General features: G+C 68.7%; 23 protein-coding genes. 16 read left to right on the top strand and 7 right to left on the bottom strand.

Translation table 11 applies throughout. From position 1 onward, the window contains the following. Positions 1 to 938 (bottom strand): aldehyde dehydrogenase family protein (locus tag ON41_RS34040; RefSeq protein ID WP_040752517.1); only part of this gene is annotated, 938 nt, incomplete at its 3' end. Between the two features lie 74 nt (positions 939 to 1,012). Beyond that, on the bottom strand, positions 1,013 to 1,735 hold the full coding sequence (locus tag ON41_RS34035; RefSeq protein WP_218003599.1) for a TetR/AcrR family transcriptional regulator: 723 nt from the start codon (positions 1,733 to 1,735) through the stop codon (positions 1,013 to 1,015). Positions 1,736 to 1,831: 96 nt separating this feature from the next. On the opposite strand from ON41_RS34035, the gene ON41_RS34030 reads away from it, so the two are divergent. From ON41_RS34030 to ON41_RS34015, 4 genes are all read left to right on the top strand, one after another. Next, complete coding sequence (locus ON41_RS34030) at positions 1,832 to 2,032, top strand: DUF4177 domain-containing protein (protein WP_040752513.1); 201 nt, start codon at positions 1,832 to 1,834, stop codon at positions 2,030 to 2,032. 350 nt (positions 2,033 to 2,382) lie between these two features. Further along, positions 2,383 to 2,985, top strand: a complete 603-nt coding sequence (locus tag ON41_RS34025; RefSeq protein ID WP_040752511.1) for a TetR/AcrR family transcriptional regulator — start codon at positions 2,383 to 2,385, stop codon at positions 2,983 to 2,985. Between the two features lie 136 nt (positions 2,986 to 3,121). Then, on the top strand, positions 3,122 to 3,739 hold the full coding sequence (locus ON41_RS34020) for an NADPH-dependent FMN reductase (protein ID WP_040752509.1): 618 nt from the start codon (positions 3,122 to 3,124) through the stop codon (positions 3,737 to 3,739). A 5-nt stretch (positions 3,740 to 3,744) separates the two neighbouring features. Further along, on the top strand, positions 3,745 to 5,232 hold the full coding sequence (locus tag ON41_RS34015; RefSeq protein WP_051163111.1) for a DHA2 family efflux MFS transporter permease subunit: 1,488 nt from the start codon (positions 3,745 to 3,747) through the stop codon (positions 5,230 to 5,232). Here ON41_RS34015 and ON41_RS34010 read toward each other — a convergent pair. Genes ON41_RS34010 through ON41_RS34000 form a run of 3 tightly spaced genes read right to left on the bottom strand, consistent with a single transcriptional unit; the run spans position 5,216 to position 7,068 of the window. Continuing rightward, positions 5,216 to 5,677: a DUF8821 family protein gene (locus tag ON41_RS34010; RefSeq protein WP_040752507.1), complete on the bottom strand. Its 462-nt coding sequence runs from the start codon at positions 5,675 to 5,677 to the stop codon at positions 5,216 to 5,218. The genes ON41_RS34015 and ON41_RS34010 overlap by 17 nt on opposite strands. Positions 5,678 to 5,699: 22 nt before the next feature. Next, a complete protein-coding gene (locus tag ON41_RS34005) occupies positions 5,700 to 6,398 on the bottom strand; it encodes an LmeA family phospholipid-binding protein (RefSeq protein ID WP_040752505.1) in 699 nt (232 codons plus the stop codon). A gap of 4 nt (positions 6,399 to 6,402) precedes the next feature. Then, positions 6,403 to 7,068 carry a TetR/AcrR family transcriptional regulator gene (locus tag ON41_RS34000; RefSeq protein WP_040752503.1) on the bottom strand — a complete coding sequence of 222 codons (666 nt, stop codon included), beginning with the start codon at positions 7,066 to 7,068 and terminating at the stop codon, positions 6,403 to 6,405. Between the two features lie 156 nt (positions 7,069 to 7,224). Between ON41_RS34000 and ON41_RS33995 the strand changes: the two genes are divergently transcribed. From ON41_RS33995 to ON41_RS33980, 4 genes are read left to right on the top strand one after another with little or no spacing between them, the layout of a single operon-like run. Continuing rightward, positions 7,225 to 8,085: an alpha/beta fold hydrolase gene (locus tag ON41_RS33995; protein ID WP_083905831.1), complete on the top strand. Its 861-nt coding sequence runs from the start codon at positions 7,225 to 7,227 to the stop codon at positions 8,083 to 8,085. Then, entirely contained in the window at positions 8,082 to 9,107 is a 1,026-nt protein-coding gene (locus tag ON41_RS33990; protein WP_040752500.1) for a VOC family protein, read from the top strand. The genes ON41_RS33995 and ON41_RS33990 overlap by 4 nt, the downstream gene beginning before the upstream one ends. Beyond that, complete coding sequence (gene mhpA, locus ON41_RS33985) at positions 9,104 to 10,858, top strand: bifunctional 3-(3-hydroxy-phenyl)propionate/3-hydroxycinnamic acid hydroxylase MhpA (protein ID WP_083905828.1); 1,755 nt, start codon at positions 9,104 to 9,106, stop codon at positions 10,856 to 10,858. Before ON41_RS33990 ends, mhpA begins: the two co-directional genes overlap by 4 nt. After that, positions 10,855 to 11,979 (top strand): amidohydrolase family protein, encoded by a 1,125-nt coding sequence (locus tag ON41_RS33980; protein ID WP_051163109.1) that lies wholly within the window; start codon positions 10,855 to 10,857, stop codon positions 11,977 to 11,979. Before mhpA ends, ON41_RS33980 begins: the two co-directional genes overlap by 4 nt. Before the next feature lie 30 nt (positions 11,980 to 12,009). Here the strand turns inward: ON41_RS33980 and ON41_RS33975 are convergent, their stop codons facing one another. Together ON41_RS33975 and ON41_RS33970 are read right to left on the bottom strand one after the other, a co-directional pair. Continuing rightward, on the bottom strand, positions 12,010 to 13,134 hold the full coding sequence (locus tag ON41_RS33975) for a hypothetical protein (RefSeq protein WP_040752498.1): 1,125 nt from the start codon (positions 13,132 to 13,134) through the stop codon (positions 12,010 to 12,012). Between the two features lie 261 nt (positions 13,135 to 13,395). Then, positions 13,396 to 14,334, bottom strand: a complete 939-nt coding sequence (locus ON41_RS33970; RefSeq protein ID WP_221333388.1) for a TIGR03564 family F420-dependent LLM class oxidoreductase — start codon at positions 14,332 to 14,334, stop codon at positions 13,396 to 13,398. Positions 14,335 to 14,567: 233 nt separating this feature from the next. Here ON41_RS33970 and ON41_RS33965 point away from each other — a divergent pair, with 233 nt between their 5' ends. The 8 genes from ON41_RS33965 to ON41_RS33930 are packed head-to-tail and all read left to right on the top strand — an operon-like array spanning position 14,568 to position 24,112. Then, positions 14,568 to 15,785, top strand: a complete 1,218-nt coding sequence (locus ON41_RS33965) for an acyl-CoA dehydrogenase family protein (protein ID WP_051163107.1) — start codon at positions 14,568 to 14,570, stop codon at positions 15,783 to 15,785. 7 nt (positions 15,786 to 15,792) lie between these two features. Further along, positions 15,793 to 17,427: an ABC transporter substrate-binding protein gene (locus tag ON41_RS33960; RefSeq protein WP_040752494.1), complete on the top strand. Its 1,635-nt coding sequence runs from the start codon at positions 15,793 to 15,795 to the stop codon at positions 17,425 to 17,427. A 17-nt stretch (positions 17,428 to 17,444) separates the two neighbouring features. Further along, positions 17,445 to 18,395, top strand: coding sequence for an ABC transporter permease (locus ON41_RS33955; protein WP_040752598.1), 951 nt, complete (start codon positions 17,445 to 17,447; stop codon positions 18,393 to 18,395). Next, on the top strand, positions 18,392 to 19,225 hold the full coding sequence (locus ON41_RS33950; protein WP_040752492.1) for an ABC transporter permease: 834 nt from the start codon (positions 18,392 to 18,394) through the stop codon (positions 19,223 to 19,225). The genes ON41_RS33955 and ON41_RS33950 overlap by 4 nt, the downstream gene beginning before the upstream one ends. 1 nt (position 19,226) lies before the next feature. Further along, positions 19,227 to 20,900 (top strand): dipeptide ABC transporter ATP-binding protein, encoded by a 1,674-nt coding sequence (locus ON41_RS33945; protein ID WP_040752490.1) that lies wholly within the window; start codon positions 19,227 to 19,229, stop codon positions 20,898 to 20,900. Beyond that, positions 20,897 to 21,826, top strand: a complete 930-nt coding sequence (locus tag ON41_RS33940; RefSeq protein WP_040752487.1) for a TauD/TfdA dioxygenase family protein — start codon at positions 20,897 to 20,899, stop codon at positions 21,824 to 21,826. Before ON41_RS33945 ends, ON41_RS33940 begins: the two co-directional genes overlap by 4 nt. Beyond that, positions 21,823 to 23,067: an NtaA/DmoA family FMN-dependent monooxygenase gene (locus tag ON41_RS33935; protein WP_040752485.1), complete on the top strand. Its 1,245-nt coding sequence runs from the start codon at positions 21,823 to 21,825 to the stop codon at positions 23,065 to 23,067. The genes ON41_RS33940 and ON41_RS33935 overlap by 4 nt, the downstream gene beginning before the upstream one ends. A 34-nt stretch (positions 23,068 to 23,101) precedes the next feature. After that, entirely contained in the window at positions 23,102 to 24,112 is a 1,011-nt protein-coding gene (locus ON41_RS33930; protein ID WP_040752484.1) for an aldo/keto reductase, read from the top strand. Positions 24,113 to 24,114 lie beyond the last annotated feature (2 nt).

The raw sequence follows: 24,114 nt of genomic DNA, 5'->3' as shown, positions 1-24,114 counted from the left end.
GTCGTGATGCCGTCCACCACCTGGTCGTAGACGCCGCGCTGGACGAAGACCCGTGAGCCGCAGACGCATCCCTGGCCGGAATGCACGAAGATGCCCATCGAGGCCATCATGATGGCCATGTTCAGGTCGGCGTCGTCGTAGATCAGGACCGGTGACTTCCCGCCGAGTTCGAGCATGACCTTCTTGAGGTTGCCCGCCGACGCCTGCACGATCTGCTTGCCGACCTCGGTCGACCCGGTGAAGGCGATCTTCTCGACATCCGGATGCGCGGTGAGCGCCGCTCCCGCCGTGTGGCCGTAACCGATCAACAGGTTGACGACACCGTCGGGCACCCCGGCCTCGGCGATGATCCGCTCCAGGAGCACGGCCGACAGCGGCGTCTCCTCGGCGGGTTTGACCACGCTGCTGCACCCCGCGGCGAGGGCCGGGGCGATCTTGGCGCACGCGTTGAAGATCGGGCCGTTCCACGGAAAGATCAGTCCCACAACGCCGTAGGGCTCCTTGAGGGTGTAGGCGTGCATCTCCGCGAAGGAGCCGGAGACGCCGCCCTCCATCTGCACCTCGTAGGCGTTGCCGTTGACCTTCGTGCACCAGCCGGCGTAGTAGCGGAAGAACTCGGCGCAGGTGGGAACGATCATCCGCGCCTGCGCCATCGGCATGCCGGTGTTCAGCGAATCGAGTTCGGCGAACTCCTCGGCGTGCTGATCCATCAGATCGGCGATCCGCCACAGGACCTTGGCCCGCTCCCGGGCCGGCAGACCGCGCCAGACGCCCGCCTCGAACGAGGCCCGCGCCCGCGCCACCGCCTCGTCGACGGCCTCCTGCCCGCAATCGGTGAACTCGGTGATCTGCTCCTCCGTCGCGGGGTCGATGACCGGGATGACCGCACCCGTCCCGCGGCGCTTACGTACTTCGTCCAGTACCGACTGCACTGTCATCAGGGATCCCTTCTGGAACGGCAATTCTCAAAGGCGAGAATAGCATTTCCACATCCGCGCGGCAGGTACGACGTTCATTCGTTCACTTCGGTCAGGATCTTGCCGAGGTGGTAGTCGAGGGTGCGGCGGACCTCGGGGAGGGTGCGGGTGCCGTGGAGGACGTCGCCGCCGAGGGAGACGGCGGCGGAGACCAGGATGTCGGCCTCCGCGCGGGGATTCAGGGTCGAGGGGGCCGCGCCGGTGTGCTGGGCGTGGGTGATGACGGCGGTGACGAGGTCCTCCAGGGGGTGCTGGTCGTGGAGGAAGACCGCTGCCAGGGCGGGGTCGGTGAGGCTGCGCGCGTAGTAGGCGGCGAGTACGCGCAGGGTGGAGCGCCGCTGTGCGTCCAGTGGCAGCAGCTCGTCGACGATCGCCCGGAGCAGGGCGGCCGGGTCCCGCGGATCGGCGGTGATCCGCCGCCCGGCCCGGTGCTCGTTGTCCTGGTGCAGCAGGCGCAACGCGGCGACGAGCAGGTCGTGTTTGCTGCGGAAGTGGTACTGCACCGCGCGGGTGGAGACGCCGGCCTCGGCGGCGACCTCCCGGACGGTGGCCGCGTGCAGGCCGCGCTCGGCGGCGATGCGCCACACCGCTTCGACGATCTGCCGCCGCCGCGGATGCGGTGACGCCGGTTGCGGGACCGGCGGCGCGACGCGGCGGCGGTACGCGCGGGCCTGGCAGCTGCGCGAGCAGTACACCCGCCGGCGACCGCGGCCCCGGTCCGCGAGCGCCGTGCCGCACATCGCGCATCCGGCACTCATTTCGTCACACCGGCGGCCGGGTTTTCCCCACAGGAAGTGTGATGGAAGTCAACGTGTGCACAGGTTTTCGCCACATACCGACGATACGTTCGTGTCATGACGAAGTGGGAGTACAAGGTCCTGACCTATCCGATCAGCGAGTTCCGCAAGAAACTGCCGAACTACCAGGAGATGGAGGCCGAACTCAACAGCCTGGGCGCGGCCGGCTGGGAGATCCTCAACGCCGTCGCCCCCGGACGCGGCCAGGGACAGGCCACCGAAGTCGTCCTGATCGCCCGCCGCCCCGCCGCGGCCTGACAACGTCGGGTCACACGACCGTGAAGGTGATGTGCAGGTCTCGTAGTCCGTGCAAGAGGAAGGTCGGCTCGTACGCGTAGGAGCGCCCCTCGCGCCGCGGCCGAAGGCGATGTGCTCGCGGGAGTTCTTGCGGCCGGGCTGGAATTTGTCGCGACGACCCCGTAGTGCGGTTCCCGGAACACCGGATTCGGCTGCGCAGGTGCGCCGGATACTCGTAGATCTCGCCTTATCACTGATCGATCGATCAAATGTTAGGGTGGACCATGCTTACCAGCCGTTTCGGGCCGTCAAGGGATGCGATGCCGCGCGCACATCGGCTGCGCGTCAGTGCTTCCGGAAGGCACCGCTGAATGCCGGCCAAGCGCGCCACCGGAGCCGACGAGGCCGGGACCAGGACGCGACTGATCGAGGCGACCGCTCGGATCATCCGCGAGGAGGGGTACGCCGCGGCGACCTCGCGCCGGGTGGCGGCGGCCGCGGGGGTCAAATCCGCCCTGGTGTACTACTACTTTCCCACCATGGACGACCTGTACGTCGCGGTCATGCGTGACGGCGGGGACAAGGCGCTGGACCGGATGCGCCAGGCCCTCACCGCCGACGATCCGCTGCAGGTGTTGTGGGAGATCAACACGGACGCCCGATTCGCCCAGCTGAACACCGAATTCATGGCACTGGCCAACCATCGCAAGGCGGTCGGCGCCGAGCTGAAGGCGTACGCCGAACGGGTCCGCGACATCGAGACCGCCGCCGTCACCTTCGTCCTGCGTTCGCACGGGGTCGATCTCGGCCGCTACCCGCCGATAGTCGTCTCGATGCTGCTCACGGGCGCGGCGCGCATCCTGTGCAACGAAGGTGCGGTCGGAATGCGGCAGGGGCACACCGAATTACGCGCCTTCGTCGAAGAACTGATGGGCCACTACGGCCCGGCGACGTCGGCCGAAGGTGCCGGATAGTTTATCGATCGATAAAAATGCGTCCGGTCGAGGGCTCCGGGCTCGATGTGGCCTCGATCACCGCGAGCTTGACCTCAATATTAGTTGTGGTTGCACGCTGAGCCGGTAACAGTAGCCGCACAGCACGGAGAACCACATGACGAGCCCCGCTCCCCATGCCGATGTCGAACACGTTCAGGGCCCGGTCGATCCGCTGCGTCTCGCGGTGGTCATCGGCAGCACCCGGGAAGGACGGTTCGGCACCACCGTCGCCGACTGGTTCGTCGGTCAGGCCGGTCGCCGAGACGCGTTCGCCACCGACATCATCGATACCCGCGAGGCCGACCTGCCCCATGCCTTCGGCGCGGCCGGGGGCGGCCCGTCGCTGGCGGCGGTGACCGAGAAGCTGTCCCGCGCAGACGCTTTCGTGGTGGTGACACCCGAGTACAACCACAGCTATCCCGGCTCCCTCAAGAACCTCGTCGATGCCCATCACGCCGAATGGCAGGCGAAGCCGGTGGGCTTCGTCTCCTACGGCGGCATATCCGGTGGCCTGCGAGCCGTCGAGCATCTGCGGCACGTGTTCGCCGAACTGCACGCCGTCACCGTCCGCGACACGGTCAGCTTCGCGAACCCCTGGGGACGATTCGACGACGCCGGTCGCCTGACCGATCCGGACGACGCCGTCACCGCCGCGGCGACACTGCTGGACCAATTGACCTGGTGGGGTACCGCATTGCGGACCGCCCGCGCCACCACCCCGTACGGACGGTGACAGCGATGACAACCGAAACGATTCCCGCGCCGGGCGCCACCCGCGGCCCGATGGCGATCGCGCTCGTCCTCGTGGTCGGCGCGATCATGGCGACGCTCGACCAGACCATCGTGAACGTCGCCGTCAACACGTTGTCGGTGGAGTTCGATACGGGCTTGAGCGTGATCCAGTGGGTGACCACCGGGTACTCGCTGGCACTCGGCGCGGTCGTTCCGGCCTCCGCGTGGCTGGTCGGCAGGGTCGGCGCCAAACGCCTGTACCTGGTAGCGGTCGCCGCCTTCGCGCTCGGTTCGGTGCTGGCCGGGCTGGCCTGGAACATCCAGTCGCTCATCGCCTTCCGGGTAGTGCAGGGCGCGAGCGGCGGGCTGCTCATGCCGGTCGCGATGACGATCCTGCTCCGCGCGGCCGGACCGGAGCGGCTGGGGCGGCTGATGAGCACTCTCGGGCTGGCCATTCTGGTCGGCCCGCTGCTGGGCCCGGTGATCGGCGGGTATCTCATCGACGCGGTGTCGTGGCGGTGGATGTTCTTCCTCAACCTGCCCCTCGGCGCGCTGGTGCTGATACTGATCACCCGGGTGATCCCCGGCGACGCCCCGGAACCGCCGCGCCCGTTGGATATTCGAGGTCTGCTCCTCATGTCACCGGGGCTGGCGCTGCTCATCTACGGCGTCACCGCGGCGGGCGAGCACGCGGGATTCGCCACACCCTCCGTGTGGGCGCCGCTGCTGGCGGGAGCCGGACTGATCGCCGCCTTCGTCCGCCACTCGCTGACCACACCCGCGCCGCTGCTGAACCTGCGGGTGCTGGGCAACCGGACGACGGGCACGGCGGCCGCCCTGCTGGCACTGTTCGCGTTCGGCTACTTCGGATCGATGCTGTTGCCGCCCTTGTACTTCCAGACCGTACGCGGCGAATCGGCGCTGGCCGCCGGCGCGCTCGGCATCCCGTTCGCGCTGGCATCGGGGGCGACGATGCAGGTGGCGGGCAGGCTCATCGACCGGATACCATCCGGTCGCTATCTTCCCGTCTCGATCACGGTAGCGCTGACCGGATTCGTGCTGTTCGCGATCCAGCTCGACGCGGACGCACCGTACTGGACCCTCGCGGCGGCCATGCTCCTGATGGGCGCGGGCGGCGGCGGAACGATGATGCCGGTCCTGACCACCGCGACCCGTCAGCTGAACCGGTCGCAGCAACCCGCCGGATCGACGGTCCTGAACATGATCAGCACCACCGCCATGGCCGTGGGCACCGCGGTCACCTCGGTAACCCTGGGCGCGCTGCTACCGGTGGCCGGTGGGCTCCAGGACCTGCACGGCATGACCCCTGCGCAACGAGCCGACCTGGCCCCGGCCCTGGCCGAGGCGTTCCGGCACACCTACTTCATCGCCCCCGCCATGATCACCCTCGCGCTCATCCCGGCACTGTTCCTGCCTCGGAAGCGACTCAGCGAGGGCATCGACTCGCCACGACCGGTCAGTAGTGATTCTTGATGACGAAGTAGGAGCCGCGAATGGTCCCCGCCAGCTTCGATCTCTGCCTCGCGAATTTGAACGAGGCGAGTTCGGCGGGGATCTCCATACCGTCGGAGAGCTTGAACCCGACCGCGCGCTTGCCGGCGCTGTCGATCGAGTACATGACATTGATCGCCAGGCCGCTCTCGTAGAAGACGTAGGCGAAGCGAATGTCCTCCACCTGGAAGGCGGACGCCTCGAGCGGGGGCGAGGCGATGACGATGCCGCGTTCCTCCTCGAGGATCCGGCTCACCCAGTCGACGGTCGGCCGGGCATCGCCCGCCGGCTCGACGGTGAAATCGTGGCCGTATTTGTTCTTGAAGTAGCGGGCCTCGTTCGCTCGCAGACCGGCCAGCGCCGGGGCGACCGGTGAGGATTCCAGGCCCGTGGTCGAGACGGTGTCGAAGTCCACTGTGTATGGCATGACGAGTCGAACTCTACAGTCTTCAGCGCTCGAGGCTCGACAGGCGCACGGTGTGGGCCACGGCGGCGACATGGAGGCCGTCCGGGTGCGGCTCGATGGCGGTCAGGCGTGCGCCCAGCGGCAGTTGCCGCAGCGGGATGGTGAAGGTGACGAACTGGCGGATCGATGCCAGGGAGATCACCGGACCGCCCGCGGCGGACTGGACCGCGACCGGAGTGACGATTATGCCGTCGTCGGCCGGCGCGACGGTCACATCGACCGTCGCGGGCACCGAAACGCCGTCGACCAGGAAGGTTCCGGTGACGCGCAGTCCCTGCGGGCCGTTCGCTATCGACTGGACGTCGGTCGGCGCGAAGCTCTTCACGGTGTCGTAGGGGACCACGGCCGTCGCCGTCGCCGTCTCCGCGACGATATTCGACGTCTGCTGATGAATCAGATCGTTCAGCGGCGCGGAGACATCGGTCAGCGTGATGTCGAGGTCGTGGACGGAGATCTTCTCGTCGCTCCAGTCGCCGACACGCACGTCGATATCGCGATAGTGGCCGTCGACGGCCTGGGTCAGAAACGGGAAGCCGCGGATGTGGACGCTCGGCGGGTGCGCGAGGTCGTACTCGGTGGCGACCCGGCGTCCGATCTCGTTCTGCGCCAGCACGACGGCGACCCGGTCGCCGGCGACCAGCGCGATCGCCAGGACGACGATCAGTATCAGTAGCGCGCGCATACCCTCATCCGTCGGTGTCGAACATCGATGCCGGAAGTTCCGGCGGGGGCGGCAACGGGGTGGAGGACAGCCGTTCGGCGGTGCGTTTGGTCATGCCGAACATTCGCAGGGTACGGAAGGCCATCTCGTCGGTGAGCGCGCCGGCGTCGGCGTCCGGCCGCGCGTCGAGCAGTTGCAGCAGGCCGAAGAGCGTGCCGCCCGCGGCCATGACCGCCAGATCGGGGTCCATCGGCTCGAAGCGCCCGGCTTCCTGTGCGGCGATGATGTCGCGGCGCGCGCGTGGCGCCAGGCCCTCGTCGCGCAACAGGATCGACGTACCGGAATGCAGGATCACCCGCACCACTTCCGGGACCTGCCGCTGCAGCCGCCCGGTCATCCGGAAACTCACCGCGAACACCTCGGCCGGATCCTCGTAGGGTGCGACGAAGCTGTCACGCATCTCGCTGTAGAGCCGCAGCGCCGCTCGCACGGCCTCGTCGAACAGCTGGTCCTTGGACTCGAAGTGGTTGTAGAAGGAGCCGAAACCGACATCGGCGGCATCGGTGATCTCCTGGATGCTGACCGCGGATCGTCTCTCGGACAGGAATTTCTGCGCCGCACCGAGCAGCGCGTTGCGGGTGCGTTCGCGACGCCGGTCGATGCGGTTGCGGACCGCGGGTTCGGAGGTCATCGGGCCTTCTCTCGTCAGCTCTGCGCCGAGTCTATCTGAGGAAAACATCAGTCACGATTCCGGTTGGTGATGATTTCATCAACTACTGCTTGACAAGGGATGTGATCGTAACTGATGATCTGATCAGAAAACGTCGTGGAGGTGGCAGTGACGAGCATCGACGAGGGTGTCGGCGCCGGGCGGACGGTCCGGGTCGGCGCGCGGGACATCTACTTCACCGAGGCGGGAGCGGGACCCGCGCTGGTGTTGCTGCACGGCGGCGGGCCCGGTGCGTCCGGCATGTCGAACTACATGCGCAACGTCGAGGCGCTGGCGCGGCGGTTCCGGGTGATCGTGCCGGATATGCCCGGCTACGGTCGTTCGTCGAAGTCGATCGATCGGACCGATCCATTCGGTGACCTGGCCGGGGCCGTCGGCGGCCTGCTGGACGAACTCGGCGTCGCCGCGGCGCATGTGGTCGGCAATTCCTATGGCGGCGCGGCCGCGTTGCGACTGGCCATGGACCGCCCGGAGACGGTGAACCGGTTGGTGCTCTTGGGTCCCGGCGGTGTCGGCACCACGCGGTCACTGCCGACCGCGGGGCTGAACGAACTGCTGAACTACTACACGGGGACGGGGCCGAGCCGCGAGAAGATCGCCCGGTTCGTCCGCGGGTACCTGGTCCACGACGGCAGCGCGGTGCCCGGTGAGCTGATCGAGGCACGCTATCGAGCCAGTCTCGACCCGGAGGTGATCGCGAATCCGCCGCTGCGCCGTCCCTCGGGACCGCTGGCCCTGCGCACGCTGTGGCGGATGGACTTCACGCGCGATCGCCGGTTGGGTGCGGTCACTCATCCCACGCTGGTCGTCTGGGGAGCCGACGACAAGGTCAACCGCCCGGCCGGTGGGCGTGTGCTGGCCGAGACCATGCCGAACTGCGACCTGTACCTGGCCGCCCGGACCGGCCACTGGGTGCAGTGGGAGCGTGCCGAGCTGTTCAACGACCTGGTCGCCGGTTTCCTCGGGGCGGACTCGTGACGGGCCCGTCGCGGCCGGGCGCCGACTCCGTATTCGGCGCGGTGCACCTGGGATACGTTGTCGTGCACTCGAATCGGCTGGCCGACTGGCGGCGGTTCGGAGCCGAGGCGATCGGTCTGCACGTCGACGAACTCGACGACGCCACCGTGCGCTTCCGGCTGGACGAGCGGGCCTGCCGCTTCCTCGTCCGGCGCGGCCCCGCCGAGGATGTCGTCGCACTGGGCTGGCATGTCGACGACCACGAGACCTTCGACCGCATCGTCGCGCGGGTGACCGGCCGCGGTCTGCCGGTCGCCGAGGGCAGCGCCGAGGACGCGGCGCTGCGCGGAGTCGAACGGCTGTGGCGCTTCGCGGGGCCGAAAGGCATTGCGCAGGAGATCTTCACGACACCGGTGACGACACCGGCGCCGCTGCGCATGCGGAGCTCGGGCTGGGTCACCGGCGAGGCGGGGCTGGGTCACGTGGCGATCGTGTCGCGGGAGCCGGAGTCGATGCGCGGCTACTTCCGGACGGTCTTCGATTCCCGGCTCAGCGACTACATCGACGAGACCGTCTCCGGGCTGCGGATGAGGATCCGATTCCTCCGGGTCAACGAACGGCACCACTCGATCGCCATCGCCGGCATACGCGGCATGCGGATCGACCCGCTGCGAACATCGGTGCAGCACATCAACATTCAGTCAGCGACGCTCGACGATATGCTCGCCTCCTTCCAGCGCGTCACCGACCTGGGTTTCCGCATGCAGTGGTCGGTCGGGCAGCACACCAACGACCGCGAGCTGTCCTACTACTGCGTGACCCCGTCGGGCTTCGAACTGGAGGTCGGCTGGAACCCGGTCGTGATCGGGCCGGAACTCGAATCCACCTGGGAGCCGACCACCTACCAGGGCATCAGCGTCTGGGGTCACACGCCGGTGGGGGAGACCGTGCTGGGCAAGTTCGGTCAATTCCGGCAGGCGTTGCGGGCCGCCCGCACACCCGAGATCACCGTCCCGCAACTGGCGGAAGGACTTTCCCGGTGAACACCGATGTCGATGTGGTGGTCGTCGGGCTGGGCCCCACCGGCCTCACCCTCGCCAACCTGCTGGGCCGGCGCGGAGTGCGCGTCCTGGTGCTGGAACGCGAGCCGGAGTTCTACGGCATGGCCCGCGCGGTCTACACCGACGACGAGGGCATGCGGATCTTCCAAACCGCCGGAGCCGCAGACGAACTCGCCGCGGAGATGAATATCGACTCGACCGTGCAGTGGGTGCGCGGCGACGGACGGGTCCTGGTCCAGTTCCATCGGACCGACCGGCCCCTGGGCTGGCCGGTGGTGAACTTCCTGTACCAGCCGTACCTCGAGAACACCCTCGAGCGCGCGCTGCAACGGTATCCGCACGTGACCGTCCGGCGCGGCCGGGAGGTCACCCGCTTCGACCAGGACCGGACCGGCGTCACCGTCGAGCACGCCGAATGCCGTGGCACCGGATACGGCACACGCGCCCCCGACGCCGATCCGCGCGACGCCGAACGGGTCCGTGCGGCATTCCTGGTCGGGTGCGACGGCGGGCGCAGTGCCGTCCGCACCGGGCTGGGTATCGAGATGACCGGCACCAGCTTTCCCGAACGGTGGCTGGTGGTGGATCTGAAGGCCCGCGACGGCGCGGACGCGTTCCGGCATCTGCCGTATTTCGATTTCGTGTGCGATCCGGAGCTGCCCATCGTGTCCTGCCCGCAGCCGGACCGGCATCACCGCTTCGAGTTCATGCTCGCCGAGTCGCAGACGAAGGAGGAGATGGAGGATCCGGACACCGTGCGCCGGCATATCTCCCGCTTCGTCGATCCGGACGAGGTGGTCGTCCTGCGCAGGCTCGTCTACACGTTCCATGCGGTCGTGGCCGACCGGTGGCGCGACGGCCGTGTCCTGATCGCCGGCGACGCCGCGCACATGACTCCCCAATTCATCGGCCAGGGCATGAATTCCGGCGTCCGCGACGCCGACAACCTGTCCTGGAAACTCGCCGCCGTCGTGAAGAACCATGCCGCCCTGGAGATTCTGGACACTTACGAATCCGAGCGGCGTCCGCACGCCGAGGCGATGATCTACCTGTCGGTGCTGAACAAGCGGCTGGTCTCGGTCGGCAACCCGCTGGTCGCCGCGGCCCGCGATCTCGCGCTGACGACGGCGGTGCGAATACCGGTGCTGGGCGGGTGGATTCGAGCCGCGAAGATGAAGCCGTCGCCGCGGTTCCGGCGCGGCGCGTATCTCGGACTGCCGCGGCGCGGGGTGCGCGGTGTCGAGGGTGCGCTCGCCCCGCAACCCGAGGTCCGTACCTACGACGGCCGTCGCTGTCGCTTCGATGATGTGCTGGGGCCGGATTTCTCGCTGGTCGGGTACGGCGTCGATCCGCGTGCCCGCCTGGGCGTTTCAGAACTGAAAGCCTTGCGGGCCTTGGGAATTCGTTTCGTGACTGTGTACCCCCTCGGCGGTCGCCCCCAGGGGACGCCCGGCAGTGGACGCATTGCCGGTGACGACTACGCCGACATCGAGGACCATACCGGTGCGCTGATTCGGTGGTTCGCCAGAGCCGGTGTCGGTCACGGTGGACTACTCCTGCTGCGACCGGACCGATATGTGTTCGGCGCCTCCGCCGCCGGTGACGGCGACCTGCTGGTCACCGAACTGCTGGGCCGCCTGCTGGTCCCGGTCGAATCGTGCTCTGCGGCACCGGCGCCGAACGATGCTCCGACGGTCCGTGCGGCCGCCTCCGTCCGAAAGGGAAACGCGTGACCGACCCGCAAGCTCGTTCCGGTCTCAGTCGTCGCCGTGTGCTCGGAGCCGCCGTCGCCGGTGGCGCCGCGACCGCCGCGTCGAAAGGACTCGCCGATGCCGTCCCCGCGCTCCGGCGGCAGACCGCGCCCTCCGGGGCGTATCGCATCGACCTGCACGCGCATTTTCTGCCGCCGGACTACCGCGCCGCCCTGCTCGAGCATGGTCACGTCACCATCGGCGGCTATCCGACGCCGGACTGGTCGCCGGAGCAGGCGATCGCGTTCATGGACTACTACGGCATCCAGGCCCAAGCGCTGTCGGTGTCCGACCCGGGCGTCTCGTTCCTGTCCGGGAAGGAAGCCGAGGATATGGCCCGATACTGCAACACCTACGCCGCGAACCTGTTCGGGACCCACCCCACCCGCTTCGGCGCGTTCGCGGTGCTGCCCATGCCCGACATCCCGGCGTCCATCGCCGAGGCGGTCTACGCACTGGACGTGCTGCACCTCGACGGTGTCATCCTGCTGTCCGCCTACGACGGCGTGTACCTCGGCGATCCGCGCTTCGAACCACTGATGGCCGCGCTGAACCAGCGCAACGCCTACGTCTTCGTGCACCCCGCCGCGATACCCGATTCCGCGAAACCCGCACTGCCGCTGCCGGATTTCCTCGAGGAGTTCACCTTCGACACGACCCGCGCCGCCACCATGATGATGCTGACCGGCACGACCCAGCGGTACCCGGACATCCGCTTCCAGCTGGCCCACGCCGGCGGCACCCTGCCGTTCCTGTCCTGGCGCGTGGGCGTCGCCGCGAACACCGCGATAGGCCGCACCTGGCCACAGGACCGGCCGAAGCCCTCGCTCCTCGACGCCCGCGCCCAGATCTCGAACTTCTTCTACGACACCGCATTGAGCGGTTCCCCGGCGGCCATGTCGAGCGTGCTCGCCGTCACCGCCCGCACCCACATCGTCTTCGGCTCCGACTGGCCCTTCAGCGCCCTGACCCTCCCGCAATCCGGCACTCACGACCCCGCCCCGGAACTCGGCGACATCTTCGACCCCGACCAGCGCCTGGAGATCGAACGCCGGAACCCGCTACGCCAACTCCCGCGCCTCGCACAAGCAGTAGGCGCATGACGTGATGCGGTCGGCCCGCACGGCGAAGCATCAGCCGGCGATATCTCGCGGACGTGCTGCGGGGCGCGCGCGTGCGGTGGTCAGGGTGGCGGTGGCGGCATTGTCGGCGGTTTCGGGGGTGCATCGGCCGAAACCGCATGCCGTGGCCACCCCGTGCGCGGGTCGGCCGAGTGCGTTCTCGAACAGTGCCAGGGCCTGAGCGCTGTGATCGATATCGGGTGACACGACGCCGGCGATCGGCTGCCACCGTGGGTCCAGGGCGTTCAGCGGGCGGTAGAACTCATCGGTCAGGGGTGCCGGTTCGGCGCCGTATCCGCACGGGATGTGTACCGCGGGAAGCGGGATCCGCCGTTCGGGCAGTCGTGCGGCGACGGCGTTGAGCAGCCGTGTCGCGGGGGCGAGCGATGTCGGTGCCAGCAGGCTCGCGTGCTGGTAGTCGCCGTAGCAGAGGTGCAGAACGGTCTCCAGGCCCGCGGCATTCGTGCGGGCCAGCAGACTCGCGAGCTGCCGGGCGAGCAGGGGCCCCAGGACGCGGGCGGCGTGCAGTTGCTCGGCTTTGACCATCGCGAGCATCGCGATCGGAGTCTCGATCTGCCACACGATGTTTCGGTGCCGGGCCGACACCGCCGCCATTTCGCGAACGACGGCGTCGACGAAGACGGGAAGCCTGCGCACGGCGCCGAATACCGCGGCGGAATGGCGTAGCGCGCGTGCGGTGGGGAGTCCCGATGCCACGGCGGCGCCGGCGAAGACGAACATGGCCATGTCCAGGGGATTCGGCTGGCTTATCTGCAACCGCGTACCGGAGTCCAGTGGGTATTCCTTGCGCAATTCCTCGAACGCCGAGACGATTTCGCCGATCCGGTCCGCGCGATCCATGCCGACGTGCTCCGGCAGTAGCGTCTGTCCGCGTCGCACCCGGTAGGCGGGAAAGTCGCTGTAGTCGGCGAAGACGCCCGGCCGCACGAGTTCCAGGGTGTCGCTGTGGTGCGCGCGGGCGCGGATGTAGTCGAGGATCCAATCCGAATCGAGATCGCGCGGTATCGCGTCGACCGGCGATCCCGTGCTGCGGCTGAGAAACCACCGCAGCGCGGCGCGGTCGTCGGTAGCGATATCCGGCGGCAGGCTTCCTACGAAATGAGCGATACGAGTCATGATGGTTACTCCGAGCCCTGCTGATCATTTGCCCGAGAAGGGGTCGACCGGGTGCCAGGAAGTTACCGACCATGACGGCGGGCTTCATCGGTACGCCGTAGGGGCTGCTTAGGTAACCCGTTACGAGGTGCCGGAGTGTGCAATCGCCACGAGATCGGAACCCGCCGACCCGGTGTGGCTGAGATGTAACTCGAGAAATCCTGATCGATTGCTGGACAGCAGGTTTCGGCAGCGTCCAATTATGAACGGAAACACCACATCTCAGGCTCGGTTCAGCTCGCCGAGTAGTTGCCAGGTGCGGTGCTGGTCCTCCGGGGTCGTCAGATTCGTCTGGGAGAACACGACCTCCGTGGCGCCCGCGGCGAAATACTCCTCGACCCGTGCGGCGACGTGTTCCTCGTCGCCGATCACGACCAGGTCGGCGGCTCGGGACGCACCCGACAGGCCGATCATCCGGGCGTAGGAGGGGATGGCGTCGTAGAACGCGGTGGTCTCGGCCGCGGCCGCGCGGGCTCGCTCGACATCCGCGGTGACGACGCCCGGAACCAGTACGGCGATGCGGGGGCGCGGGCGGCCCGCCGCCTCGGCCGCGCGGGTGATCGGTGTGACGATGTGGTCGCGCAACGCGCCGGGGCCCACCAGGAACGGGAGCGTCCCGTCCGCCAGTTCGCCGGTGGCGCGCAGCGCCTGCGGGCCCATCGCCGCGACCAGGATCGGCACCCGTGGCGCCGCGCCGGCGACGGCGGCCGGCAGCGGATTCACGGCGGTGACGGTGTCGCCGTGGAAATCGACTGCGCCGGTGTCGAATACGGAATTCAGGACGGTGACGAACTCGCGCAGCCGGGTGATGGCCCGGGCGAATCCGACTCCGAAGACCCGTTCGGTGGTGCTCTCGGTGCCCAGCGCCAGGCCGAGCGTGAAACGCCCGCCGGTCGCGGCCTGCGCGGTCTGTGCTTGGCTCGCGACCAGCAGCGGGTGCCGCCCCGATATCGGCACCGCGGACGTTCCCACCTCGATCCCGGGCACCTCGCGACCCACGACGGCGGACAGCAGCACGGAGTCGTGGGAGAAGCCCTGCCCGAACCACAGTGAACTCAGTCCCGATTCGGCCACCCGGCGGCCGGCGGCGACACCCGCGTCCACGGCATTGTCGGTGGCGTCGAGGGCGAACGGTGACAGCGCTATTCCGATACTCACCATTGCGATAACCGGTGCGGTATGCGGATGATTCCCGCAATTCGCCTGTCGGCGAATACGGTTCATAAAATCAGAATGATTCCAATACTAAATCCGGATGATTCCAAGGCTATCCAATCGTGCCCCGTCGACGGCACTGTCGACGGAGTGACGGCGCGCCGTTTCCGGTGAATGCCGACGCCGCCGACGAGTACGGCCGCGGCCGTCGGCGCCTGGCTCGATCTGGAGGAGAGTGCATGTCAACTGTCGAGACTGTGGTGACGCCGGTGCCGCGGCCCGGGGCGGCCGAACTCACGGAACTGGTCGCCGATATCGCGGCCGACGCCGCCCGACGTCGCGCGGCCGGCGATACCGAACCGCCCGAGGCCGCCGTCGCCGCGGTCAAGCGGCTGCGCCTGGGCGCCGCGCGCGTCCCGGTCGCGGACGGCGGAGGCGGCTGGACGGTCGGCGAACTGTTCGCCTTCCTCATCGATCTCGCGGAGGCCGATCCCGACGTCCCGCATATTCTGCGCGTGCACTTCGGGTTCGTGGAGGAGCTGTACCGGCTACCGCGCACCGACGACAAGAGCGCCTGGATCGCCGAGGTCGCGGCGGGCCGACTGATCGGCGGCGCGCTCACCGAACTCGGCGCCAATCCCGTCGGCGATTACGTCTACGACAGCACGCTCACCGCCGCTCCGGGCGGATACCGGCTGAACGGCCGCAAGTTCTACAGCACCGGCGCGCGCTACGGCGATTATGTGCGGGTCACCGCGAAGGCGCCGGAGGGCGGCGTACTCAGCGCCATCGTGCCGGTCGACCGCGCCGGAGTGGAGCATGTGGACGACTGGGACGGCATCGGCCAGCGCCACACCAGCAGCGGCACAACCATTTTCACCGACGTCGCCGTGGCTCCCGAGGAAACGCTGCCCTTCCGCGATCCCCGCGCCGCCGACCGGCCCCGGCAGGCCTTTCCGCAGCTCTATCTGCACGCCCTGGCCGCCGGTATCCTGCGCTCGGTCGTCACCGACGCCGCCGACGTAGTGCGTTCCCGGGCACGGAATTTCGTCTTCGCCAATACCGGCGAACCGCGCCACGATCCGCAATTGCTGGCGGTGGTAGGGGAATTGGACGCGGCCGCCTTCGCCGCGGAGGCCGTCGTGCTGGCCGCCGCCGCGGCGCAGGACCGGTCCTTCGCCGCCGCCCGATCCACGGGCGTGGACCCGGCGCTGGAAAGCGATTCCTCGGTCCGGGCCGCCCAGGCCAAGGTCGCCATCGAGGATTTCGCGCTGCGCGCCGCGGGCCGGATATTCGATGTCGGCGGGGCCTCGGCCACCCGCGGTACGGCCGGGCTGGACCGGCATTGGCGCAATCTGCGCACGCTGTTCTCCCACAATCCCGCGGCCTACAAGGCGCGATCGCTGGGGAATCTGCGGGTCAACGACGAACCCCTGCCGCTGGCCGGGCATTTCTGAGGCGCACATGGCACACGATATGTCGCGGCGCCGCGCGCTGACCCTCGGCGGCGCGCTGCTGGGCGCCGGCCTCGCGGCGGCGTGCGGGACCTCGAACGCCGTCCGCGGTTCCGCGCCCGCGGGTTCGGCGCCGGCGCCGGGCGGGGAGATCACCTACCTCGCCGAGAAACTGATCGACGGATATCAGCAGCAGAGCACGGGATCCTGGCATGTCGCGCAGGTGTGGAACCAGATCGTCGAGCGGCTGTTCTACTACGACGCCGCCGGAAAGTTCCACCCGCATCTGGCCACGGGATTCACGCAGAACGACGAACGCACCGAATTCGGGCTGACGATCCGGCAGGGCGTCACATTCTCCAACGGCGAGCGCCTCGACGCCGAGGCGGTGGCCGCCAACCTGAACCTCCTCGGCAAAGGGGACAAGAAACGGGGAATTCCGCGCGCCGCCTATATTCCGACCACCTTCGACAAGGCCGAGGCGGTCGGCGAATACGAGGTCCGCATCCGGCTCACCGCGCCGTTCGCCGATTTCATCCAGAAACTGGGCGCCTGGACCACCGTCGGCATTCTCGCCCCGGCGACCGTCGCGGGGAGCCTGGCCGATCAATCCGACCTGTCCAAGATCTTCGGCACCGGCCCGTTCGTGGTCGAATCCTGGTCGCCCAGCAGGGAAGTGGTGCTGCGGCGGCGCGCGGACTACGCCTGGCCGCGCGGCGACACCGCGCACCGGGGCCCCGCGTATCTCGAGCGGGTGACGGTGAAACAGGTGATCGAACCCTCGCTGCGCATCGGCTCGCTGCAAGCGGGTCAGGTCGACGTCATCCACTACGTCCAGCCCACCGAGGAACCGTTCGTCACCGATGGGCTCCGGCTGATCGCGCCCGCCTTCTTCGGCAGCGTCTGGGGTCTGCAATTGCGCCTCACGGCCCCGCATATGGACGACGTCCGCGTCCGCCGGGCGCTCACGCACGGAATCGACCGGCGCGAGATCCTGGCGACCAATTATCCCAGCGGCGCGTGGACCGAGGCGAAGTCGACGTTCAACGATGTCGTGCCCGGCACACTCGATCTGCGCGAGAGATTCGCCTACGACCCGGACCGGGCGAACAGCCTGCTCGACGAGGCCGGGTGGACCGGACGCGACCGCGACGGCTACCGCACCAAGGACGGCGCGCGGTTGAGTTTCCTGATCTACCCCTCGGTCTTCATCACCACCTCCAAGGCGGATCTGCAACTGATCGCGCAGCAATGGCGCAAGATCGGGGTGCGGCTCGAGATCACCGGAACCGATTTCTCGAACTACAACACGGTGACCGCCCACCCGGATGTGCCGCTCTACGAGAACCATTGGCTGGCCGGCAGCCAGACCGAGATGTGGCGCTGGTGGCACAGCTCGCAGGGAAATCAGTTCATGGCTCCCGGCGCCGAACTCGACGGACTACTCGAGGCGCTGGCACAGGCGAAATCCGAGAACGACCGCATCGGCGCGTCGAAAGCCGTGCAGGAGTACGTCATCGACAACGCCTACTACATCCCGGTGCACGAATTCCGGGAGACGTGGGGCGCCGCCGACCGCCTGCGCGATCTCGGGGTCGACGGCCTGGGGCTGATCAGTTTCTACGACGCATGGCTCGACTCGTGAAGAGGGAACGGAATCAGGTGTCGCACTACACACGCTATGTCTCGGCGCGGATCGGCCAGGCCCTCGTCACGGCCTTTCTCGTCTACATCGTCGTCTTCGTCATCGTGACGCTGCTGCCGGGGGATCCGGTCTCCGGACGGCTGAGCAATCCGGAATACGGCTACACCAAGGACGAGATCGCGCAGATGCTCGTGTATTTCAAACTGGATCGGCCGGCGTGGGAACAACTCTGGATCGCGCTCGAGCGGCTCGCACACGGTGATCTGGGCCTGTCCTACGCCTCGAATCTGCCGGTCTCGACGCTGCTGTGGGCGGGCGTGCCGTCCACCCTGCACTTGGCGGGGACGGCTTTCCTGTTCGCGCTCGTCTTCGCCTTCGCCCTCGCGGTCGGCGCCTACTTCCTGCCGGACGGGTTCGGCGGGGGAGTGCTGCGCGCGTTCCCGTCGCTGTTCCTGTCGGTGCCCAATTTCCTCATCGGCCTGATCGTCATCAACGTCTTCTCCTTTCAGCTCGGCCTTTTCGTCATGAGCGATTTCCGGAGCCCGGAGGCGCTGATCTACCCGGCCGTCACACTGGCCGTTCCGGCGTCCGCCCCGATCGCCCAGGTGCTCCTGACCGCGCTCGACGGCGCTCGCGCGGAACAGTATGCGACGGTGGCGATTTCGAAGGGCCTCGGCCGATTCGAACTGCTGTGGCGGCACCTGCTGCCCAATGCGGCGCTGCCGACCTCGACGATCGCGGCGATCATCGTCGGCGATCTGCTCGGCGGATCCATCATCACCGAGGCCATCTTCGGCCGCACCGGCGTCGGGACCGTGGTCGAGAAGGCGGTCGGCGAACAGGACGTCCCGGTGCTACAAGCGGCGGTATTCCTGGCCGCCGTGCTGTTCCTGCTCATCAACCTCGTCGTGGATTTGGTCTATCCCGTCCTGGACCCGCGGCTGCGCACCACGGCGGCCGCGACATGACGGCCACAGCGATCATCGCGGAAAGGCGGGCGCTCCCGGCTCCACGCAGCGTCTCCACCGTCCTGGCCGTCCTGGTCGTCGCGGTGATCACGGCCTGGGCGATCGTGCCGGGCCTGTTCACGGGCCAGGATCCCTACGTCGGCGTCACGGCCGACAATTTCCAGGGCCCGTCCTGGGAGCATCTGTTCGGGACCGACCAGTTCGGCCGCGACATCCTGACCCGGGTCATCTTCGGCACCCGCTCGGCCGTCTCGACGGCACTGCTGGCCGTGGCCATCGGCCTGCTGGCGGGCAGTGTGATCGGCCTGGTCGCGGGGTTCTTCGGGCGGTGGGTCGACGCCGTGCTCGGCCGGGTGATCGACGCCCTGCTGGCGATTCCCGGATTCCTGCTGGCCGTCATCGTGATGGTGTCGCTGGGGTTCGCGAGCGTGAACGCGGCCATCGCGGTCGGGATCTCCTCGGTGGCGGTCTTCGCGCGGTTGATCAGGTCCGAGACCCTGCGCGTCAAGCACACCGCGTTCATCGAGTCGTCGCTGCTGATCGGCGGCGGGCGGGTGGTGGTGCTGTTCCGGCACGTGCTCCCGAATGTGTACCGGTCGGTGCTGGCGCTGGCGGTACTGCAGTTCGGCCTGGCCATCATCAACATCTCCGCGCTGGCGTTCCTCGGTTACGGGAACCCGCCACCGGCCCCGGACTGGGGGCTGCTGGTGGCCGAGGGCAAGAACTTCTTCTACCGCTATCCGTGGTTCGTCTACGCCCCCGGCACCGTCATGGTGCTGTCGGTCCTGGCATTGGGGCAGCTCAGCAGGCAGATCGGCAGGGACAGGTGAGATGACAGCGATAACCGACGTCCGACCCGGCGCCACGGAGGCCGCGGTCGCGGCACCCCTGCTCGCGGTGCGAGATCTGGCGGTCTCCTACAGCGGGAATCTCTCGGCGCCAACGGTTTCGGGAGTGTCGTTCGATGTGGAGGCCGGGCACACCGTCGCGATCGTCGGCGAATCCGGATCGGGCAAGTCGACGGTCGTGAACGCGATCCTGCGGCTGCTCGAGCATCGGGTCGCGGTCGGGGGCGCCGCCGAATTCCGCGGTCGCGACATCCTCCGGCTGCGCGGGCGCGAGATACGGCGCCTGCGCGGGCGCGAGATCGGTTTCGTCCCACAGGATCCCACCTCGTCGCTCAATCCGGTCCGCCGCATCGACCGCCAGATCTTCGAGGCGTTCCGGATCTCCGGCCGTCCCGAGTACGCGCGGCCCGCGCGGTTCCACGAGCAGGCGGTCGACCTGCTGGACTCGGTGGGCATCGCGCATCCCGAGCGGGCCCTGCACTCGTATCCGCATCAGCTCTCCGGCGGCCAGTTGCAGCGTGTGCTGATCGGCATCGCGATCTCACAGCGTCCCGCCCTGATCATCGCCGACGAACCGACGTCCGCGCTGGACGTCACCATTCAGAAGACGATCCTGGATCTCCTCGACCGGATGAAGGCCGAGCACGGCGTGTCGGTGCTGCTGATCACCCACGACCTCTCCCTCGCCGCCGAGCGCGCGGACCGGGTGGTCGTCCTCGACTCGGGCCGGGTGGCCGAATCGGGCGCGTCGGAACAGGTGCTGCGCGAACCGAAGTCGCCGTACGCGCGCCGGCTCGTCGGCGATATCCCGAGCATCGACCCCGACCGCTTCGCCGCCGCCAAGGCCCGCCGCGCACCGGCCGGCGAGGAGCCCGCACTGAGCGTGGCCGACGTGCGCAAGGTGTTCCGGATCGGCGCGCACCGGACGGAGGCGCTCGCCGGGGTGTCGTTCGACATCCCGGCGGGGCGCACGCACGCTCTGGTGGGGGAGTCGGGGTCCGGCAAGTCCACCCTGGCCCGGATCGTGCTGCGACTGCTCGAACCGGACGCGGGACGGGTGCTGGTGGCCGGGCAGGACATCTCGCACCTGGGCCGCGGCCCGCTGCGCGAGGCGCGCCGGAATCTGCAACTGGTGTACCAGAATCCGTTCCAGTCGCTCGATCCGACGTACACGGTCGGTCAGCTCGTCGCCGAGCCGCTGGTGCGCTACAAGCTGGGATCGAGGGCGGAGCGGCGCGATCGCGTGGTCCACGTCCTCACCCTCGTCGGGCTCGACGAGTCGTTCCTGAATCGCGGGATCCGCCGGCTGTCGGGCGGCCAGCGCCAGCGGGTGGCCATCGCGCGCGCACTGAGTACGAGCCCGAAGGTGCTGGTTCTCGACGAACCGACCTCCGCGCTGGATGTGACGGTGCAGGCCCAGATCCTGGAGGTCCTGGTCGATCTGCAGGTCGAGCTCGGGGTGAGCTACCTGTTCATCTCCCACGACCTGAGCGTGGTGCGGCAGCTCGCCGACACGGTGACCGTGCTGCGCCGCGGCGAGGTGCGCGAAGCCGGCAGCACCGAGGCGGTCTTCTCGCACCCGGCCACCGACTACACCCGCGGGTTGGTCGAGTCCATCCCGAAACCGTTGGAACACACAGAAGGAGACAGATCATGACGGCTGTACCCGCGTCCCGCCTGGGACTGGACATCGTTCCGGTCGCCGGATATATCGGCGCCGAGATCACCGGCGTCGACCTGCGCGAGGACCTCGACGACGCGACCGTCGCCGAGATCCGGCGCGCGCTGCACGAGTACAAGGTCGTGTTCTTCCGCGAGCAGCGGATCGGGCACGCCGAGCAGGTGGCCTTCGCCCGGCGGTTCGGCAAGGTCACTCCCGCGCATCCGCACGAGGAGAATCCGCCGGAGGGCTTCCCGGAGATCCTGCCGATCGACAGCCGCCGGTACGAGAAGAACCTCGGCCGGCCGCGGACCTCGTACGACCACAGCTGGCACACCGATGTCACGGCGCTGGTGAACCCACCGGCGGCGTCGATCCTGCGCGCCGACATCCTGCCGCCCTACGGTGGCGACACCGCGTGGACGAATCTCGTTGCCGCGTACGAGAATCTGCCGAAGGAGCTCCGCGATTTCGCCGACACCCTCGATATCAAGCACCAGTTCCAGACCCGCGCGACCACGGGGAGCCAGCGCGCCCGCAAGGTCGAGGAGGCCAACCTCGTCGCCTACCACCCGGCGGTCCGCGTACATCCGGTGACCGGCGAGCGGGCGCTGTTCGTCAGCCCCGGCTTCACCCGCGGCGCGCGCGAGATCCGCGGATTCAGCCCGGACCAGAGCGAGCGGCTGCTCCAGCTGCTGTGGTCGGAGGCGACCAGGACCGAGTACACCGTCCGATTCCGGTGGGCGCCGGGCAGTATCGCGTTCTGGGACAACCGCGCCACCGCGCATCTGGCGATCGCGGACGCGGGACATCTCGGGCACGACCGGGTGCTCTACCGCGTCACCCTGGAGGGCGATGTGCCCCGGGGTGTCGACGGGCGGGAGTCGGAGCGGGTGTCCGGGCAGCCGTTCCTGGGCGCATGAGCCGATATATCCGCTTCGCGGTCAACCTGATTCCGGGGCCCCTCCAGGCTCCGGACGGGTCGCATCCGTTCATCGATATCGATGACTTCGCCCGCTCGGCGCGCCTGGCCGAGCGGGCGCGGGTCGATACGGTGTTCTTCGCCGACTCGCAGGGCCTGGCCCCGAGGGGGCAGGGGTACGCCTATCTCGACCCGCTGGTGGTGCTGCCCGCGCTCGCCCGCGAGACCGAGCACGTCGGCCTGGTGGCGACCGTATCGACCACGTACAGCACGCCGTACGCGCTGGCCAGGTCGATCCTGTCGCTCGATCACCTCTCCCACGGCCGCGCGGGCTGGAACGTCGTCACCACGATGGACCCGGCCGTGGCCCGCAACTTCGGGAGCCAGGAGGCGCCGCCCCGGGCCGAGAGATACCGTCGCGCACAGGAATTCACCGAGGTCGTCGACAAGCTCTGGGCGTCGTGGCCCGACGACGTCACCGAGGCGTGGGACCTCGACCGGTTGCGGCATTCGCCGATCGACCATCGCGGCGAGTTCTTCTCCGTCGCGGGGCCGCTGCAACTGCCGCGCTCGCGGCAGGGCAGGCCGGTGATCTTCCAGGCCGGCGGATCGGACCAGGGCATCGACACCGCGGCACGGTTCGCCGACGCCGTCTTCTCGGTCGGCGTCGACGAACAGGCGTCCCGGGACTACCGGCAACGGCTGAACAAGGAGGCGCGCGGCGTGCGCGGCGACTCCGCGAGCGTCCTCGTCCTGCCGGGGATCTTCTTCAGCGTGGGCAGCACCACCGACGAGGTCCACCGACTGCTGCACGACGCGGAACAGGCGCTGGAGAGCACGGATACGCTGCGCCGGTCGCTGGCCCGGTTCGGCCTGGACCCGGAGACGGCGGACCTCGACGGGCCCCTCCCGCCGGAGATCGCGGTGACCGCGGGCACCCGCTCGATCGGATTCGCGCAGGGCGGTGTCGATCTGGCGCGGCGGCAGCCCGATCTCACGCTGCGCCGGTTCCTCGTGCTCGGCGGCGGCGGGCATCGGCGGGTGTTCGGAACACCCGAGTCGATCGCGGACGAACTGACCGGCTGGGTCGACCGGGACGCCGCGGACGGCTTCACGGTGTTCGCCGAGTCGCTGCCGCAGTTCGCCGAGCACATCGTTCCGGTGCTCCGGGATCGCGGCGTCCATCGGCGCGAATACACCGGCACGACCCTGCGCGACAACTTCCGGCAGCACACCGGCTGACGGCCGCTCACGACTACGACACCAGGAGACAACTGTGACCGACAGCGCGACAAGACAACTCGGTACGGGCGGGCCACGGGTTTCACCGATCGGCCTGGGCTTCATGAGCTTCCGGACCGGCGCGGAGCCGGCGGACGAACGTGCGGCGCGCGAGGTCGTCGACGCGGCCCTGGAGTCCGGGATCTCGTTCTTCGACACCGCCGACGTCTACGGTCCCGAGCACAGCGAGATCCTGCTCGGCCGGGCGCTGAAAGGTCGCCGCGATCAAGCGACCATCGCGACCAAATTCGGAAATCCCGTGGACCGCACCACCAATCCGGACGCGCGGATCGACGGCCGCCCGGAATACGTCCGGTCCGCCATCGACGCGTCCCTCCGGCGTCTGGACGTGGACCACGTCGACCTCTACTACCTGCACCGCGTGGACCCCGCCGTCCCGATCGAGGACACCGTGGGCGCGTTGAAGGAACTCGTCGAGGCGGGCAAGGTGCGCCACCTCGGATTGTCCGAGGCGGGCCCGGCCACCCTCCGCCGCGCCCACGCGGTCCACCCGATCGCGGCGCTACAGAGCGAATGGTCGGTGTTCAGCCGCGATATCGAGCAATCGACCGTGCCGGTGGCGCGGGAACTGGGCATCGCCCTGGTGCCCTACTCGCCGCTCGGCCGGGCCTGGCTGACCGGCACGGTGCACTCGCGCGACGACGTCAAGGCGCAGCTCACGGCGCACCCGCGCTTCGCCGAGGAGAACTTCGACACCAACCGCGCGCTCGCCGCCGAGGTCGTGGCGGTGGCCGCCGAACTGGAGGTCCGCCCGTCCCAGGTCGCGCTGGCCTGGGTCCTCGGGCAGGGCGACGACGTCGTGCCGATCCCCGGTACCCGCCACCCCGAGTATGTCCGGGAGAACGCGGGCGCCCTGACGGTCGAATTGTCGGCGGCCCAGCGGGACCGGCTCGGGACGCTGGCCGACCGGGTGGCGGGCCATCGGTCGCTGCGGCCGCAGCATCTCGGTACGGAAGCGCCGGCCGTCGATCTTCAGCTGGGGTGAAC

Source organism: Nocardia transvalensis NBRC 15921, from assembly GCF_000308875.1.
Lineage (GTDB): Bacteria > Actinomycetota > Actinomycetes > Mycobacteriales > Mycobacteriaceae > Nocardia > Nocardia transvalensis.
This window is presented reverse-complemented; position numbering and strand designations above follow the sequence as displayed.